We start from the raw sequence: 16,830 nt of genomic DNA on the forward strand, positions 1-16,830 counted from the left end.
CTCAGGCGTGGTCGCGAGCGCGGGCCCGGGCGAGCCGCTGCAGGTTCATCACGTGGCGGCGGATCGCCTGGGCCTGGGACTCGTCCGCGTCCAGCATCAGCACGACCTGGACCTCCGAGGTCGCGGCCTGGTCCACGACGCGGTAGACGGTGCCGTGCAGCGTCATCTGCTCGGACTCCAGCAGCACGCGCAGCGCGACCTCGGAGCCCTCGGCGATCTCCAGGCGCTTGAAGACGGCCTTGATGCTGCGCTCGCTGACGTCGATCACCTCGCCGCGGTGCGGTTCGCCGTCCTCGCCGGTCAGCTCCACCGGTTCGCCGCCGCCGCCACGGACGTACTCGCGGTTCTGCTCGATCATCGGCCGGCCGGTGATCTCGACGACCCACGTGCTGACGTGGCCGTGCACTATCCGGATGATCACCGCGTCCGCGGCGTAGCGGCCGCGTTCGCCGGCGATCCAGCGGACCGTCAGCTCCATGCCGGGGTCGGGCACGTCGGTGACCAGCAGGTCGAGCGGCGCGGCCAGGGAGAGGAGCGGGCCGTCGAGATCCTCCACGCGGGAGCGGTAGGTGCCGCCGCGCTTCACCGTGATCTCGACGCGCTCGTTGATGCCGGGGGACGTAGAACTCACGTTCACCCATCGGTCTCCCGTGCGGCATCCTGAGGGTTTTCCCCGGCCTCGCACGCGGCGGCCCCGCTCGGCTGGATAGGCTCAGCATCGTGGTCGGCCGCAGGGTGGCGGCGATCGGGCGTTCGGCTCACATGGCCTGCCACGCGGGCCGCAATCACAATCCAAGGAGCGACACGACAAAATGGCCACCATCGAGGGAATTGTCGCCAGGGAGATTCTCGACTCGCGGGGTAACCCGACCGTCGAGGTCGAGGTCGGTCTGGACGACGGCACCATCGCGCGCGCCGCTGTCCCGTCCGGCGCCTCCACCGGCGCGTTCGAGGCGATCGAGCTGCGCGACGGCGACGCCGGCCGCTACCTGGGCAAGGGTGTCGAGAAGGCGGTCGCGAACATCGAGGACCGCATCGTGGACCAGCTGCTCGGCTACGAGGCCAGTGAGCAGCGCCTGATCGACCAGAAGATGCTCGACATCGACGGTACGGCGGACAAGTCCGAGCTGGGCGCGAACGCGATCCTCGGCGTCTCGCTGGCCGTCGCGAAGGCCGCGGCGGCCTCGGCCGAGCTGAGCCTGTTCCGCTACCTCGGCGGGCCGAACGCGCACCTGCTGCCGGTGCCGATGATGAACATCCTGAACGGCGGCGCGCACGCGGACTCGAACGTCGACGTCCAGGAGTTCATGATCGCCCCGATCGGAGCGTCCACGTTCCGCGAGGCGCTGCGCTCGGGCGCGGAGGTCTACCACGCGCTCAAGTCCGTGCTGAAGAAGAAGGGCCTGGCGACCGGCCTGGGCGACGAGGGCGGCTTCGCGCCGAGCCTGCCGACCAACGCCGCCGCGCTGGACCTGATCGCCGAGGCGATCGAGAAGGCGGGCTACTCGCTCGGCACCGACTTCGCGCTGGCGCTGGACGTGGCCGCGACCGAGTTCTACAAGGACGGGTCGTACGCGTTCGAGGGCGGCTCCAAGTCCTCCGACGAGATGATCAACTACTACGCCAAGCTGTGCGAGACGTACCCGATCGTCTCCATCGAGGACCCGCTGAACGAGGAGGACTGGGCCGGCTGGACCGCGATGACCGCGGCGCTCGGCGACAAGATCCAGATCGTCGGCGACGACCTCTTCGTCACGAACCCGACGCGTCTGGGCCGCGGCGTGGCCGAGAAGGCCGCGAACGCGCTGCTCGTCAAGGTGAACCAGATCGGCTCGCTGACCGAGACGTTCGACGCGGTCGAGCTGGCCCACCGCAACGGCTTCAAGTCGATGATGAGCCACCGCTCCGGCGAGACCGAGGACACCACCATCGCGGACCTGGCCGTCGCGGTCGGCTCCGGCCAGATCAAGACCGGTGCCCCGGCCCGCTCCGAGCGCGTCGCGAAGTACAACCAGCTGCTGCGCATCGAGGAGGAGCTGGCGGACGCCGCGCGTTACGCCGGCGTCGGCGCGTTCCCGCGTTACAAGGTCGCTAAGTAACTCAGAGTCACGCCGTACCCACGTAAGCCGCTCGGGCCGGGGGTCTGATCCGCCAGGGGTTTGCAGTATCTGATCAAAAATCCCGTGGATTTGCCTCCGGCCCTCGCGCCCGTCATGGTTGCTTAGCGTGAGAATGGGTACGGCGGGGCTAGGGGGGTGTGTGTCGTGACGCAACGGCGATCGCCGGGCGGTCAGGGACCCGCCCGCGGGGGGCACGGAACGCGACCGACGCGCAGGGCCGGTTCGCCCGCCCGCAGCGCACGCGGCGCCCGCACCGCGCTCCGCGACGCCAGCATCGTCCGCGAGCCCCGGCCGACCGAGACCGGGCGCTCCGCGAGCCGTCCCGCTGCCGCCCGGCGCGCCGCGGCGGCCGGAGCGGCGAAGCGCACCACCGCCACCCAGCCCCGGCGCTACACCGGCCGGGCCGCGGTGCTGATCGTGGTCCTGATCGCGCTCGCCCTGGCATACACGTACCCGGTGCGGCTCTACCTGTCGCAGGAGGCGGACATCGCCGCGATGGAGGCGGCCCAGGCCGAGCAGCGGGAACGGATTCGGCAGCTCACCGAGCTACGCGACAAGTGGCAGGACGACGAGTACGTGCGGACCCAGGTGCGCAATCGTTTCTACTACGCGCACCCCGACGAGACGCTGCTGATCGTGATGAACCAGGATGCCGATGCGGCCCCCGGCACGGTCGGGATCCCGTCCGCGCCGTCCGAGACGCCCGACAAGTGGTACGACACGTTGTGGTCCAGCATCCAGGAAGCCAATAAATAAGTGACGCAGGAAATCCACCCGCCGCATCGCGAGGACGCGACGCCGGCGGACCTCGCGGCCGTCGCCGCCCAACTCGGCCGTACGCCCCGCGGCACCCGCGCGGTCGCGCACCGCTGCCCGTGCGGCAACCCCGACGTCGTGGAGACCACGCCCCGGCTCGCGGACGGCACGCCGTTCCCCACGCTCTACTACCTGACCTGCCCGCGCGCGACCAGCGCGATCAGCCGGCTGGAGTCGGCCGGGGTGATGAAGGAGATGTCCGCGCGCCTGGCCGAGGACGAGGACCTCGCCGCGCGGTACCGGGCCGCCCACGAGGACTACCTGAAGCGGCGCGAGGCGATCGGCGACGTGCCGGAGATCGCGGGTGTCTCGGCCGGCGGCATGCCCGGCCGGGTGAAGTGCCTGCACGTGCACCTGGGCCACGCGCTCGGCGCCGGGCCGGGCGTCAACCCGTTCGGCGACGAGGCCGCCGAGATGATCGGCCCGTGGTGGACCGACGGGCCGTGCGTGGCACCGTCAGAAGCCGGCGAGTGACGCGTCCGCCGACTCGGCCAGCCGGGTCAGCTCCAGCGTGATCTCGCCGTCGCCGCGGAACGACGCCAGTATGCCGTCCTCGGTGACGCAGACCGTGAAGTCCGACAGGCCGTGCACGTCCGCGCAGAGCGCCTCCCGTCCGGCGAACGTCGCGGTCGAGAGAGCCACGTCCACGCCCGGCAGGTGAGCCGCCGCGGAAACCATCGCGCGCACCTGCTCCGGCGTCACTATCCCGGTGCCGCCGGGCGCGTCCGCCGCGCCCGGCGGCCGCGAACAGGCGCCGTCCTTGCACAGCGTGACACCGTCCGGCCCGATCACCAGGCGGTCGTCGCCGCTGATCGTGGCAGTCCGTGGCGGCGAGCTCACCACGGTCGCCATCTCGCCGGTGCCGAGCGCGTAGACCGCGGTATACGTTTCCGCGGACGCGTGCCCGAGCCGGTCGATCACCTCGGCCAGCCGGCCACCGTCTCCCGTGTCCTGCGCGGCGCAGCCGGTCAGCGCCAGCACGGCGACGGCGGCGAGGGCGGCGAGGCGGGTCATGCCTACGAGGATGCGGCATCGGTGCCGGTCTCCGGCTCCGTCGGACGGAGCCAGTAGGGTTGGCCGTATGGACGTTGCGGTACGCCGCGCCCGGACCGCGGACGTGCGCCGCATCCGGGCCCTGATCGACACCTACAGCGGCGAGCGGCGCCTCCTCAGCAAGGCCACGGTCACGCTCTACGAGGACGTTCAGGAGTTCTGGGTCGCGGAACGGCTCGCCGACGGCGCGATCGTCGGCTGCGGCGCGCTGCACGTGATGTGGGAGGACCTGGCCGAGATCCGCACGCTCGCGGTCGACCCGGCGTGCCGCGGCCACAAGATCGGCCACCGGATCGTCACCGAGCTGTTGAACACCGCGCGCGACCTCGGCGTCGCCCGGGTCTTCTGCCTCACGTTCGAGACCGGATTCTTCGCCTCGTTCGGGTTCGCGGCGATCGACGGCGCGCCGGTCCCGTCCCCGGTCTACGAGCAGCTCCTGCGCTCCTACGACGAGGGCGTCGCGGAGTTCCTGGGCCTGGAGCGGGTCAAGCCGAACACGCTGGGCAACACCCGAATGCTGGTGCATCTGTCCGACGTAGGCTGACCGCATGGCACGCGTAGCCGCGATCGACTGCGGCACCAACAGCATCCGTCTCCTGGTCGCCGACCTCCCGGCGTCGTACGCGGGCCCCGGCGCCCAGCTGCTCGACGTCACCCGGCGGATGGAGATCGTCCGGCTCGGCGAGGGCGTCGACCGGACCGGCCGCCTCTCGCCCGCCGCGATCGAGCGCACCCGGGTGGCGCTGGCCGGCTACGCCGCGGCCATCGAGGAACTGAGCGTGGACCGGCTCCGGATGGTCGCCACCTCCGCCACCCGCGACGCGGAGAACGCGGACGAGTTCCGCACCATGGTCACCGAGACGCTCGGCACGCCACCGGAGGTGGTCACCGGCGACGAGGAGGCGCGGCTGTCGTTCACCGGCGCGGTGCACGGCCTGCCGCCCGGCTCGCACGCGCCCTACCTGGTGGTCGACATCGGCGGCGGCTCCACCGAGTTCGTCGTCGGCGGCACCGGGGTGGACGCCGCCATCTCCGTGGACATCGGCTGTGTCCGGATGACCGAGCGCCACCTGCACACCGACCCGCCCACGCCCGCCGAGATCGACGCCGCCCAGGCCGACATCACCGCCCAGGTCGACCGCGCGCTCGCCACCGTCCCCGGCCGCGACGCCAAGACCCTGGTCGGCCTGGCCGGCTCCGTCACCACCGTCGTCGCGATCGCCCGCAACCTCACCGAGTACGACCCGTCCCGCATCCACCACGCGCGCCTCACCTACGACGAGGTCGCCAAGGTCACCACCCACATGCTCGCGTCCACCCGCGCCGAACGCCTGGCCATCCCGGTCATGCACCCCGGCCGCGCCGACGTCATCGCCGCCGGCGCCATGGTTCTGCGCACCATCATGGAGCGCGCGGGGATCCCCGCGGTCGTCGCCAGCGAGCACGACATCCTCGACGGTATCGCGTGGAGTCTGGGCTGAAAGGCCTTTAATTGCTTTTCCGGCTCTGAAAGATCGGGCCCGATCGCTTGACGCTACTCCGCACTGCGGAATACTCTGCCGTGCGTGGAAACAACCCAGTTGCTCAAGGGAGTGCTGGAGCTGGCCGTGCTGGCAGTGCTGCGGGACGGGGACGGCTACGGCTATGACATCCTGCGCCGCCTCCGCACCGCCGGCCTCGACGAGGTCGGCGACGCGTCCGTCTACGGCACGCTCCGACGCCTGTTCCAGGCCGGCCTGCTCACGGCCTACGTGGTGCCGAGCGAGTCGGGCCCGCACCGCAAGTACTACGCCCTCAACGAAGCCGGCCGCGACGAACTCGCCCGCTCGGCGAAGGTCTGGAAGGGTTTCGCCTCCACCATGGACGATCTGCTGAGCGGGGGTTTGGCGCACCGATGAGCGTCACCGAGGACCTGGAGATCACGCACTACGTGGAGGCGGTTCGGGCCGCGCTCTCCGACCTGCCGTCGCGGCAGCGCGACGACCTGCTGGAGGACCTGCCCGGCCACCTCGCGGAGGTGCGTGCCGAGAGCGGCGAGCCGCTGGCGCGCCGGCTCGGCCCGCCGGAGGTCTACGCGGCCGAGCTGCGCGTGGCGATGGGCATGGTCGCCGGCGGCCGGGTGCCGCTGCGGGCCCGGCTGGACGAGGCGGCGCACCGGCTGCGCTCCCGCGGCGCGGACGTGGACCGGCGGGCCGGCGTGCTCCTCGGCTACGAGCAGGGCAGCGACTTCCTCCGGCTGCTGCGCCCGGCGTGGTGGGTGCTGCGCGGCTATCTGGCCGCGATGCTCTTCGCCGTGCTGGTCAGCAGCGACACGCCGGGCTTGCTGCCGCGGGTCAACGGCAGCTTCCTGATGGCGGTGTTCCTGCTGGGCTCGTTCGTGCTCGGCTCGATCTGGCTGGGCCGGCGGGAGTCGGCCGGGCTGCGTGAGAATCCGCGCCGGGTGATGCGGTTCGCCACGGTGGTGCTGGCGATCTGGTCGGTGGCGCTGGTGTGGCAGGTGGACAGCAGGTCCACCGTGGACCAGATGGTCGACTCCTTCGGCACCGGCTATGTGCCGGCGGGCGCGGATGTCGAGGACGTCTACGTCTACGACCGGAACGGCCGGCTGCTCACCGACGTGCGGCTGTTCGATCAGAACGGGCAGCCGATCGACCTCGGCTGGAACCGGTGCGACCCGGAGCTGGGCTTCGCCGACCAGACGGTCTACCCGCGCTGTCCGGAGCTGGCACCGTTCCAGGTGCCGTCGTTCCCGGCGCCGTCGGAGTCTCCGACGGTTGCGGTGCCGCCCGCGCCCGCCGATGCGCCGCCGTCGGCGAGCGTGCCCGGGGAGCCGTCACCGTCCGCATCCTGAAAGGCACCTGATCGTTCGCTGTACGACTTTCAGTCACCCGATCCTGCCCCTTCGTCCGGTACGACCGTCCGGTCGAAGGGCGGGACGGATGATCCACGGGCCGTAGCGTGTCGATGCACTCGCGTCCGCGCCGCTTCGGCCCGGCACGTCATATCGAAACGGGGATCGAGATCGTGACTGATCAGCCTGCCGGCTTCCCGCCGCCGCAGCAGCAGCCCACCACTCCGGGCGCGCCCGCCTTCGGTGCTCCGGCCGCGCCCGGTGCGCCCGGTGCGCCCGGTGCGCCGCAGGGTCAGCCGCAGCAGGGTTTCGGCGCCGCTCCGGACGGCCAGGCCGGCTTCGGTGCCGCCCCGGGTCAGCCGCCGGCGTTCGGCGCGCCGGGTTACGCCCCGCCGCCGCAGGAGCCGCAGAAGAGCGGCGGCAAGGGCCGTCTCGCCGGCATCCTCGGCATCGTCGGCGTGGTCGCGGTCGGCATCCTGATCAAGGTCGCGCTCGGCGCGGGCGTGGGCGCGGCGGCGAACGCGATGCTGCCGGACCCGACCAAGAACGCGAAGGTCGGCGAGTGCGTCGGCAAGCTTCCGGAGCTGGCCGAGGGCGAGACGGACCGTCAGGTCGACGTCGGCATCGTGGACTGCAACAGCGCGGACGCGCAGTCCACGATCGTCGGCCGGGTGGACAACCTCACGCTGCTCCAGGCCCAGGAGGAGGAGCGCTGCGTGGACTTCCTCCAGGAGGGGCAGTCCGGCTCGATGATCTGGCCGATGGAGGCCGCGGAGAACGAGTACTACGTGCTCTGCCTCGCCGACAAGTAGGAACCGCTTCCACCGGCGCCGTCCCGCATCGCGCGGGGCGGCGCCGTTGCTCTTCCCGTCGATGCGGTCACCGTGGCACGCTACCCACTACTCAGACGGTGTGAGTTGTGACTATGTGCGACCAGCCAACGATGACTGGAGGCGGCCAATGGGCTCGATGGTGAGCTATCGCAGCAACGGGGGTACGAGCGAGGGATACCTCGCGAAGCCCGCGACCGGGACCGGACCCGGTGTGATCGTCATCCAGGAGTGGTGGGGCCTGGTCGAGCACATCACCGCGCTCGCCGACCGTTTCGCCGAGGCCGGGTTCGTCGCGCTGGCGCCGGACCTCTACCACGGCCGCCAGACCACCTACCCGGACGAGGCCGTCAAGCTGCTGATGGGCCTGGCGATCGACCAGGCCGCCAGGGACATCGCGGGCGCGGCCGATTACCTCGCCGGCCTGCCGGAGACCAGCGGGAACATCGGGGCGGTCGGTTTCTGCATGGGCGGGAGCCTGGCGCTCTGGTCGGCCACGCTCTCCGACCGGATCGTCGCCACGTCCGGCTTCTACCCGGCGGTGCCGTGGGAGCGGATGGCGCCGAAGTGGGACGACTACGCCGGGAAGACCGCGATCGTGCACTGCGCGGAGGAGGACGGGCTCTCCGCCGCGGAGGGGCCGCAGCGGGCGAAGTCGGGCATCGAGCTGGCCGGCGGCGAGGTCACGCTCTACGACTACCCGGGCACGTCGCACGCGTTCTTCAACGACGACCACCCGGGCACCTACGACCGGGCCGCCTCCGCCACCGCCTGGGCGCGCACGGTCGAGTTGTTCCGGACCCGGCTGTAGCCGAACCGCGTCCCCCGTGGTTCTCTAAGGATCATGGGGGACGCGCTGCAGCACCTCGACGCCGAGATCAGCGACTGCTTCGCCTGCCCGCGCCTGGTGGCGTGGCGGGAGGAGGTCGCGACCGTCAAGCGCGCCGCGTTCCGGGACCAGACCTACTGGGGTCGCCCGGTGCCCGGCTTCGGCGTGGCCGATGCCCGGATCGGCATTCTCGGCCTGGCCCCGGCCGCGCACGGCGGCAACCGCACCGGCCGGATCTTCACCGGTGACCGCTCCGGCGACGTGCTCTTCGCCGCCATGCACCGGGCCGGTCTGGCCAACCAGCCGCACAGCGTCGCCGCCGACGACGGCCTGCAGATCAAGGACACCAGGATCTTCGCGGCGGTACGCTGCGCGCCGCCCGACAACAAGCCGGCGCCGGACGAGCGCGACCGCTGTGCGCCGTTCCTGCACCGCGAGTTGGAGCTGATCCGGCCGACACTGCGGGTGGTGATCGCGCTCGGCGCGTTCGCCTGGAACGCGTGGTGGCCCGCGATGCGCGCGGTCTGGGGCGTGCGCCCGCCGAGCCCTCGCCCGGCGTTCGGCCATGGTGCACTGTGGACGGCCGAGGGCGTACCAGCGCTGCTGGGTTGTTATCACGTGAGCCAGCAGAACACCTTTACCGGGCGGCTCACACCCGCGATGCTGGACGACGTGTTCGCCCGAGCCCGGTCGCTGGCCGCCGCATGACGCTGAAGTCGTTGCGCGCGTGGTGGCCGGTCGCCGCCGCCGTGCTGCTGATCGGCCTGATCGCGGTCGCGGCGGAGAACTCCTCGATCGGCCTGCGCCCGGCGCCGCCGCTCGTCCAGATCGATCTTCCGACGAATCCGCCGCCGACGCTGGAGAATCATCCGCCGCCGGCCGGTGGCGGCGGTGAGCTGCCGGAGATCGAGGATTCCGGTTTCGCGCTGCCGCCGTGGCTGATCACCGCGATGATCGTGCTGGCCGTGCTGGTGGTGGCGGGCGTGGTGGGCGCCGCGGTGGTGGTCGCGGTCCGCGACCAGCTGCGCAAGCGCGACGCCGGCCGGGTCGCGCCGCGCCGCCGGGGCGCCGTCGCCGAGGAGATGGTGGCCGCGCTCGACGCCGGCCTGCAGGAGCTGGCCACCGACGGCGATCCGCGCGGCGCCGTGATCACCTGCTGGGTGCGGCTGGAGCAGGCCGCCGCGGACGCCGGTACGCCGCGCCGCCCCGGTGACACCCCGGCCGAGCTGGTCACCCGCCTGCTGCGCGAGCACCGGGTGGACCGCGGCGTGCTGGCCGGGTTCGCCGAGGTCTACCGCGAGGCGCGGTACGCCACGCACGCCGTCGACGAGCGCATGCGCGCCGAGGCCGTGGCCGCGCTGCACCGGGTGCGCGACGACCTGACCGCGACGGCGGCCGGGGGCGCGGCGTGAGCATCGACGACCTGTTCGCCGGCGCCGAGGAGCGGCAGACCCGCAAGAGCCGGTGGCGCTGGGTGACCGGTGCGCTGCTGGCCGGGCTCGGCACCGGCGTCGTCTATGTGCTGTTGCGGGCCGAGGAGCTGACCGCGTCCGTACCGGTGCTGTTCATGTCCTTTCTCGCCCTGGTGGTGCTGCGGCGCGTGGTCGCGTCCGTCGGTGTGCCGGGCCGGGCCGAGCGCCCGCCCCGGCACGTGACCGGCGGCGAGGAGCCCGGCACCTACAACTTCACCGGCGGTGACGGGCTGCGTCGCGCGGTCGCGCGCTGGGAGCGCGTGCTGAACTGGAACACCGAGGACACGGCCCGGTTCCACCGGCTGACCGTGCCGGCGCTGCGCGAGCTGGCCGACGAGCGGCTGAGGCAACGCCACGGCGTCACCATCGCGTCTGATCAGCGGCGGGCCCGTGAGCTGCTCGGCGACCAGTTGTGGACCCTGCTGACCGCGCCGCCGAAGCGCGCACCGAAACCGCGACAGTTCGCGTCGCTGGTCACCCGCCTGGAGGAACTATGACTGACATGCCGGAGCCGCTCCCGCCGTACGAGGTGGGCGCGCTCGCGCGGACCGTGCTGGACGCGGTCGGCACGGTGGTGGTCGGCAAGCGGGAGCCGCTGGAACTGGTGCTGGCCGGGATCCTGGCCGGCGGGCATGTGCTGCTTGAGGACCTGCCCGGCCTGGGCAAGACGCTGACCGCACGCTGCTTCGCACAGGCGCTCGGGCTCGACTTCCGCCGGCTGCAGTTCACGCCGGACCTGCTCCCCGCGGACGTGACCGGCTCGTTCCTCTACGACCAGAGCCGGCACGACTTCACCTTCCGGGCCGGCCCGATCTTCACGAACCTGCTGCTCGCCGACGAGATCAACCGGACGCCGCCGAAGACGCAGGCCGCGCTGCTGGAGGCGATGCAGGAGAAGCAGGTGTCGGTGGAGGGCGTGACCTACCGGCTGGACGCGCCGTTCCACGTGCTCGCCACGGCCAACCCGATCGAGTACGAGGGCACGTACCCGCTGCCCGAGGCCCAGCTGGACCGGTTCCTGTTGCGCGTCTCGTTCGGCTACCCCAGCCACGACGAGGAGTGGGAGGTGCTCCGCCGCCGCATCCACCGCCGCCGCGAGGAGGCCGAGATCGCCCCGGTGGTGAACGCGGAGACGCTGCTGCGCATGCAGGCCGGCCTGGAGGAGGTCGCGGTCGAGGACTCCATCGGGCGATACATCGTGGCGCTCGCCGCGGCCACCCGGGAGCACCCGTCCGTGCTGGTCGGCGCGTCCCCGCGCGGCTCGCTCGCGCTGCTGCTGCTGGCCCGCGCGCGGGCCGCGCTGGCCGGGCGCGACTTCGTGGTCCCGGAGGACGTCAAGGAGGTCGCGGTGCCGGCGCTGACCCACCGGATCACGCTGCGCCCGGAGATGTGGCTGCGCCGGGTCGACCCCGCGTTCGTGGTGACCGAGGTGCTCGACGCGGTGCCGGCCCCGGCCAGCGGCGCGATGCCGACCTACGCGGGCGCCGGCGGGCACGCGTCATGAGCGAGCTTGCCGGCTCAGCGCCCGGCGGACGCCGCCGGGGTGGCGAAGCTGCGGAGACGGCATGAGCTCGCTGCGCCCGGCGGTGCCGCCGGCGGTCGCCGGGCTGCCGGGCGCGGAGCCGGAGGCGGAGAGCGCGCCGGTCTGGGTGCCGACCCGGGCGCTCAGCCGCGCGATCATGCTGGCCGGCCTGCTGCTGGTGATCGGCGTGGTGCTCGGCCGCCCCGACGTGGTCCTGCTGGCCACGCCGTTCGTGATCGGGACCGCGGCCTCGCTGCGCCGCCGGCCGGCCGCGGCACCGGACCTGGCGCTCACGGTCGACGCGGTCAACCGGGTGGAGGGCGGCGAGGTCGTCGCCGAGCTCGAGGTGATCAACCGGGACCGGGTGCGGTACGACCTGGTGCTGGTTCGGGTGCGCCGGTCCCGCTGGCTGCGGGTGGACGCGACGGAACGGCCGCACGGCCTGGCCGTGGACGCGGGCCGGACCGGCCTGATCGCGCTGGAGGGCCGGGCGCTGCGCTGGGGCCGCTACGACCTCGGCCCGGTCGCGGCCGCGGCTGCCGCGTGCGACGGCCTGTTCATGTCCGCGCCGGTGGTGCTGCGCCCGGCCCGGATCGCGGTCTACCCGCGCACCGAGCCGTTCCAGGCGGTCGACGCGATGCCGAACGCGGCCGGTCTGGTCGGCGGCCACCGTTCCCGCCGCCCCGGGCAGAGCGGCGAGCTGGCCGGCGTCCGTAAGTTCGGGCCCGGCGACCGGCTGCGGCGCATCGACTGGCGGGTGTCGCTGCGCGCCGGTGAGCTGCACGTGGCCGCCACGCTCTCCGACCGGGACGCCGAGGTGGCGCTGCTGCTGGACGTGACCGGCGAGACCGGCAACTCCGGGGGTGTCGACGGCGGCGCGTCCGTGCTGGACACCACGGTCCGGGCCGCGGCCGCGATCGCGGAGCACTACCTGCACCGCGGCGACCGGGTCTCGCTGCTGGAGTACGGCCCGGCCGCGCGCCGGCTGCGCGCGGCCGCCGGACGCCGGCAGTACCTGACCGTGCTGGAGTGGCTGCTGGAGGTGCGGCAGCAGGGTGGCGTCGGCGAGGGCGCCGACCCGGTCGCCGCGCACCTGGTCTCGGCGAACGCGCTGGTGGTGGTGCTGACGCCGCTGCTGGAGCCGGGCGCGGCCGAGATGCTGGCCCGGCTGGCCCGCTCCGGCCGGTACGTGGTCGCGGTGGACACGCTGCCGGCCACCGGACTGTCGCTGCCGGCCGGCGGCCCATGGGCCGAGCAGGCGATGCGCCTGTGGCGGATGGAGCGGGAGAACACGCTGGGCCGGCTGCGCGAGCACGGCGTGCCGGTGGTGACCTGGGCCGGCGCGGGCAGCCTGGATCTGGTACTGCGGGACATCGCCCGGTTCGCCGGCGCACCCCGGGCGGGCGTGCGGTGAAGGCCCGGATCCGGGCCCTGCGCGACGCGCTCCGGCGCGCGAGCCCCACGCCGATCCTGGTCCGGCTCGCGGTGGCCGGCACCGGGCTGGCCGCGCTGCTGGTCGCGCTGCCGGCCGAGTTCCTCGACCTGCGGGCGGCCGGCGTGCTGATCGTGCTGGCGGTCCTGCCGGCGTTGCGGCCGCGCGGCATCATGCCGGTGATCCTGGCGCTCGGCGTGATCGCGGTCTGGCTGGTCGGCACGGCCGCGTACGGCGAAGCGGTCTCGATCTGGCGGGTGCTCGCGCTCGGCAGCCTGCTCTACGCCGGGCACAGCCTCGCCGCGCTGGCCGCGTGCCTGCCCTACGACGCCGAGATCCGCTCCGAAGCGGTCACCGGATGGGTGATTCGGCTGTTCGCGGTGGTGATCGGATCGGCGGTCGTGCTCGTCATGGCGCTCGCCGCGGTCGGCCGTTTAACGCTCGGAGGTTACGCAGTGTTCGCGATCGGTGGCCTGGTGGCAGCGATCGCCGCCGCCGGCCTGCTCGCCCGCATTTCCCGATAATCGCCGCTGACCAGCACTTTTGCTCACGTAACATGTTTTTTACCTGGTCGGGAACGCGTCGTGGATCACAGAACTCGCCATCCCCCGCGCAAGGTCAAGAGGTTAGGAGAAAGATAACCCTCGTGAGTCCTCAGCGGATCCTTGTGGTTGGAGCTGGGCACGTGGGCCTTTTCGCCGCGCTGCGCCTCTCCAAGAAGCTCAGCGCGCGCGAGGCCGAGGTAATCGTCGTCGATCCTCAGCCGCACATGACCTATCAGCCGTTCCTCCCCGAGGCGTCGGCCGGCAACATCTCCCCGCGGCACGCCGTTGTGCCGCTGCGACGGGAGCTGCGCCGCTGCACGATCATCTCCGGTGAGGTCACTCGCATCGACCACGCGAACAAGAAGGTGCTGGTCGAGACCATCTCCGGGCCGGCCCGCGAGGTCGAGTACGACCACATCCTGGTCGCACCCGGCTCCGTGTCCCGCACGCTGCCCATCCCGGGCCTGCGCGAGCAGGGCATCGGCTTCAAGACCATCGGCGAGGCCATCTACCTGAGGAACCACTTCCTCGACCGGCTGGACGTCGCCGCCACCACCGTCGACGCCGAGACCAAGAAGCGAGCGCTCACGTTCTGCTTCGTCGGCGGCGGCTACGCGGGCATCGAGGCGCTGGCCGAGATGGAGGACATGGTCCGCTCCGCTCTGAAGTACTACCCGGAGCTGAAGCAGGACGAGGTCCGCTTCGTGCTGGTCGAGGCGACCCAGCGGATCCTGCCGGAGATCGGCCCGGACATGGGTGCCTACGCCGCCCGCCAGCTGCGCAAGCGCGGCATCGACATGCGGCTCGGCACGTTCCTGGAGTCCTGCGTCGACGGCAACGTGAAGCTTTCCGACGGCGAGACGTTCGTCACCGACACGGTCGTCTGGACCGCCGGTGTCAAGCCGTCTCCGATGCTGGCCAACACCGACCTCCCGCTCGGCCCGCGCGGCCACGTCAACTGCCTGCCCACGCTGCAGGTGGCGGACGGCGAGACGGTCGTCGAGGGCGCGTGGGCCGCGGGCGACTGCTCGCAGGTCCCGGACCTGACCGGCGGCGTCGGCGCGTGGTGCTCGCCGAGCGCGCAGCACGCGGTCCGGCAGGCCGTCGTGGTGGCCGACAACATCGCGCGCGCGATCCACGGGCGCGAGCCGAAGACGTACCGGCACAAGTACCTGGGCTCGGTCGCCGGTCTCGGCCTCTACAAGGGCGCGGCGAAGGTCTACGGCGTCAAGGTGCCGGGGTTCCCGGCGTGGCTGATGCACCGCTTCTACCACGTCAGCCAGATCCCGTCGTTCAACCGCAAGGTGCGGGTCGTGGCCGACTGGACACTGGCGTTCCTGCTCAAGCGTGAGGTGGTCGCGCTCGGCCAGCTGCACGCGCCGCGCGAGGAGTTCACCGAGGTCACGCCGCCCCTGGAGGCGAAGCCGGCCGCTGCTGAGCCGGTGGCCGCGGCCAAGGCCTGATCCACCGCGTTTCGTGCGGGCGGGTTCTCCTCGGAGAACCCGCCCGTTTCTCACGCCCGCCAGTACCAGACGTCGGCCGACCGGGTGCCGGGCGTGCCGAGCAGGCCCTCCAGCGTGACGCGCAGCGCGGGCGCGTTCGGCGTGGAGTCCGCCACCACCACGCACGACGCACCCCAGTGCGCCAGGTCGTTCCGTGCATCCTGGCGCTTCTGGTCGTCCAGTTCCGGCACGACGCCGGTCTTCGCCACCTCGGCGGTCACGCTCGACAGCGTCCGCTGGTAGGTGCCCATCGACGGGGCGCCGTCCGCGCCGTACGACGCGATGAAGAACCCCTCCGGAATGCCGAACGCGGTGTTCGTCGCCGCGGCCCAGCGCATCGGCCACGGGTCCTGCGGCGTGGGCAGCGGCACCGGCACCAGGACGCCGTCCTCGGGCACGCACTCCCGCCAGTGCCCGCCCGCGATGAACTCGGGCAGCGGCTCCCGGGCCGCGGCCGGCAGCGGCGCCGGCGTCAGCGGGGCCAACGCGGCGACGGCGAGCGCGGGCGCCACCCACCGGGCCAGGTCCGTCCGGGCCAGGCCGGCCTGGATGCCGCGTGCCAGGATCACCGCGATCACCGGGATCAGCGCCAGCGAGAACCGCATCGGCAGCGCGGCGTCGATCACCGGCACCTTCTCCAGCAGCGCGAACGGCCCCCAGATCTCCAATGGCTCCCGGTTGTGGACGAGTGACGGCCCGAGCGAGAGCACGCCCATGGTCAGACCGGCGAACGCGGCGGCCAGCACCGCGCGGTCCCGCCGTCGCCAGACCACGAATCCGGCCACGAGCAGCAGCAGCGGCCAGCCGAGGAACGTGTTGTACTCACTGGCGCCGGTGCTCAGCTCCGCCGCCGCGGGCTCACCGGCCACCGACAGCGGCGAGAACGCGGCGAAGCTCGCCAGGTCGGTCACGAAGTAGCCGGGCAGGAACAGCGTCCCGTTCACCGCCTGGGGACCACCGAACTGCACCCACAGCGGGTACGCCAGAAGCGCGCCGGCCACGACCGCGGTGAGCAGCATCCCGCCCAGGAACGGGCCGGCCGCGCGCACGGCGGCGCGCGGGTGCAGCACCGCGAACCCGGTCGTGAACAGCAGCAGCGTGAACGCGGTGAGGAAGAGCACCTCCTCGCCGATGAAGACCTGCACGGTCACGGCCGCGGCCAGGCCCAGCGCGGAGGTGACGACGGTCCGCCAGGCCTCCGCCCGGTACATCCGGATCACCAGCCAGACCATCACCGGCACCAGCCACTGCGCGGTCATGTGCAGGTGGCTGACCGACTGCGACACCATGCCGGGCGCGAAGCCGGCGAACAGCGCGCCGAGCCCGGCCGCGACCGGCTCCACCCGCAGCACCCGGCGGAACAGCACGTGCCAGGCGATCGCGGTGCCGGCCAGGTTCAGCGCCACCAGCAGCACGAACGTCACCGGCACCCCGAAGATCAGCGTCACCGGCGTCATCAGCACGCCGAGCACGATCACCGACGTGTTGGCGAGCAGGTTCACGCCGTCCGGCACGTTCAGGCGATCGGTGATCAAGCCGACATCGCCGGTGGCTATTCGGGTGTCGTAGGCCAGGAACCACTCGTACAGCGCCTGGTCCGCCGCGTTCAGCGCCATCACCTTGGTGCCCGGATCCGGCCACAGATAGGCGGTCAACCAGGCCGCCAGGAACAGGTAGAAGACGCAGAATGCCAGGTCAGCGACGTCCGGCCGCTTTCTCGCCGTCTCATCGCCGGCGTCGGCGGCAGGGTCCACTTCGGTCGGTGTGGGGCTCGTCACGGCAACGACAGTAGTGCGCCGCAGGGTTGTCGGCGCGCCCGGTGCGCCCCCACCCATTACCGTGGCATCTGCACACGCGC

Annotated in this window: 19 protein-coding genes; 16 read left to right on the top strand and 3 right to left on the bottom strand. The window is 72.3% G+C overall.

Annotated elements, in window-relative coordinates; translation table 11 throughout:
- Position 1 precedes the first annotated feature (1 nt).
- On the bottom strand, positions 2-631 hold the full coding sequence (locus J2S43_RS38925) for a flagellar brake domain-containing protein (RefSeq protein ID WP_306838061.1): 630 nt from the start codon (positions 629-631) through the stop codon (positions 2-4).
- A gap of 181 nt (positions 632-812) precedes the next feature.
- Between J2S43_RS38925 and eno the strand changes: the two genes are divergently transcribed.
- The 3 genes from eno (at position 813) to J2S43_RS38940 (ending at position 3,410) form a co-directional block, all read left to right on the top strand.
- Positions 813-2,099: a phosphopyruvate hydratase gene (gene eno / locus J2S43_RS38930; RefSeq protein ID WP_306838063.1), complete on the top strand. Its 1,287-nt coding sequence runs from the start codon at positions 813-815 to the stop codon at positions 2,097-2,099.
- A gap of 165 nt (positions 2,100-2,264) precedes the next feature.
- Positions 2,265-2,876, top strand: coding sequence for an FtsB family cell division protein (locus J2S43_RS38935; protein ID WP_306838067.1), 612 nt, complete (start codon positions 2,265-2,267; stop codon positions 2,874-2,876).
- On the top strand, positions 2,877-3,410 hold the full coding sequence (locus tag J2S43_RS38940) for a DUF501 domain-containing protein (RefSeq protein ID WP_306838069.1): 534 nt from the start codon (positions 2,877-2,879) through the stop codon (positions 3,408-3,410). It abuts the gene before it with no gap.
- On the opposite strand, the gene J2S43_RS38945 is transcribed toward J2S43_RS38940, so the two are convergent.
- Positions 3,393-3,950 carry a hypothetical protein gene (locus J2S43_RS38945; RefSeq protein WP_306838070.1) on the bottom strand — a complete coding sequence of 186 codons (558 nt, stop codon included), beginning with the start codon at positions 3,948-3,950 and terminating at the stop codon, positions 3,393-3,395. The genes J2S43_RS38940 and J2S43_RS38945 overlap by 18 nt on opposite strands.
- 67 nt (positions 3,951-4,017) lie before the next feature.
- Between J2S43_RS38945 and J2S43_RS38950 the strand changes: the two genes are divergently transcribed.
- The 13 genes from J2S43_RS38950 (at position 4,018) to J2S43_RS39010 (ending at position 14,933) form a co-directional block, all read left to right on the top strand.
- Complete coding sequence (locus J2S43_RS38950; RefSeq protein WP_306838072.1) at positions 4,018-4,533, top strand: amino-acid N-acetyltransferase; 516 nt, start codon at positions 4,018-4,020, stop codon at positions 4,531-4,533.
- 4 nt (positions 4,534-4,537) lie between these two features.
- Positions 4,538-5,470, top strand: a complete 933-nt coding sequence (locus tag J2S43_RS38955; RefSeq protein WP_306838074.1) for a Ppx/GppA phosphatase family protein — start codon at positions 4,538-4,540, stop codon at positions 5,468-5,470.
- An 84-nt stretch (positions 5,471-5,554) separates the two neighbouring features.
- A complete protein-coding gene (locus J2S43_RS38960) occupies positions 5,555-5,887 on the top strand; it encodes a PadR family transcriptional regulator (RefSeq protein ID WP_306838076.1) in 333 nt (110 codons plus the stop codon).
- Positions 5,884-6,840, top strand: a complete 957-nt coding sequence (locus J2S43_RS38965; RefSeq protein WP_306838078.1) for an HAAS signaling domain-containing protein — start codon at positions 5,884-5,886, stop codon at positions 6,838-6,840. Before J2S43_RS38960 ends, J2S43_RS38965 begins: the two co-directional genes overlap by 4 nt.
- A gap of 173 nt (positions 6,841-7,013) precedes the next feature.
- Entirely contained in the window at positions 7,014-7,652 is a 639-nt protein-coding gene (locus J2S43_RS38970) for an LppU/SCO3897 family protein (protein WP_306838080.1), read from the top strand.
- Between the two features lie 148 nt (positions 7,653-7,800).
- Entirely contained in the window at positions 7,801-8,481 is a 681-nt protein-coding gene (locus J2S43_RS38975) for a dienelactone hydrolase family protein (protein WP_306838083.1), read from the top strand.
- 33 nt (positions 8,482-8,514) lie between these two features.
- Entirely contained in the window at positions 8,515-9,207 is a 693-nt protein-coding gene (locus J2S43_RS38980) for a uracil-DNA glycosylase (protein ID WP_306838085.1), read from the top strand.
- A complete protein-coding gene (locus J2S43_RS38985; RefSeq protein ID WP_306838087.1) occupies positions 9,204-9,911 on the top strand; it encodes a DUF4129 domain-containing protein in 708 nt (235 codons plus the stop codon). Before J2S43_RS38980 ends, J2S43_RS38985 begins: the two co-directional genes overlap by 4 nt.
- Positions 9,908-10,468 (top strand): hypothetical protein, encoded by a 561-nt coding sequence (locus tag J2S43_RS38990; RefSeq protein ID WP_306838089.1) that lies wholly within the window; start codon positions 9,908-9,910, stop codon positions 10,466-10,468. Before J2S43_RS38985 ends, J2S43_RS38990 begins: the two co-directional genes overlap by 4 nt.
- Complete coding sequence (locus J2S43_RS38995) at positions 10,465-11,475, top strand: AAA family ATPase (protein ID WP_306838091.1); 1,011 nt, start codon at positions 10,465-10,467, stop codon at positions 11,473-11,475. The genes J2S43_RS38990 and J2S43_RS38995 overlap by 4 nt, the downstream gene beginning before the upstream one ends.
- A 61-nt stretch (positions 11,476-11,536) precedes the next feature.
- Entirely contained in the window at positions 11,537-12,907 is a 1,371-nt protein-coding gene (locus J2S43_RS39000; protein ID WP_370881717.1) for a DUF58 domain-containing protein, read from the top strand.
- Positions 12,904-13,449 carry a hypothetical protein gene (locus J2S43_RS39005; RefSeq protein ID WP_306838092.1) on the top strand — a complete coding sequence of 182 codons (546 nt, stop codon included), beginning with the start codon at positions 12,904-12,906 and terminating at the stop codon, positions 13,447-13,449. Before J2S43_RS39000 ends, J2S43_RS39005 begins: the two co-directional genes overlap by 4 nt.
- Before the next feature lie 122 nt (positions 13,450-13,571).
- Entirely contained in the window at positions 13,572-14,933 is a 1,362-nt protein-coding gene (locus J2S43_RS39010; protein ID WP_306838094.1) for an NAD(P)/FAD-dependent oxidoreductase, read from the top strand.
- A gap of 50 nt (positions 14,934-14,983) precedes the next feature.
- Here the strand turns inward: J2S43_RS39010 and J2S43_RS39015 are convergent, their stop codons facing one another.
- Complete coding sequence (locus tag J2S43_RS39015) at positions 14,984-16,750, bottom strand: hypothetical protein (protein ID WP_306838096.1); 1,767 nt, start codon at positions 16,748-16,750, stop codon at positions 14,984-14,986.
- Between the last annotated feature and the right edge of the window lie 80 nt (positions 16,751-16,830).

Origin of the sequence: Catenuloplanes nepalensis (assembly GCF_030811575.1) — a bacterium.
Lineage (GTDB): Bacteria > Actinomycetota > Actinomycetes > Mycobacteriales > Micromonosporaceae > Catenuloplanes > Catenuloplanes nepalensis.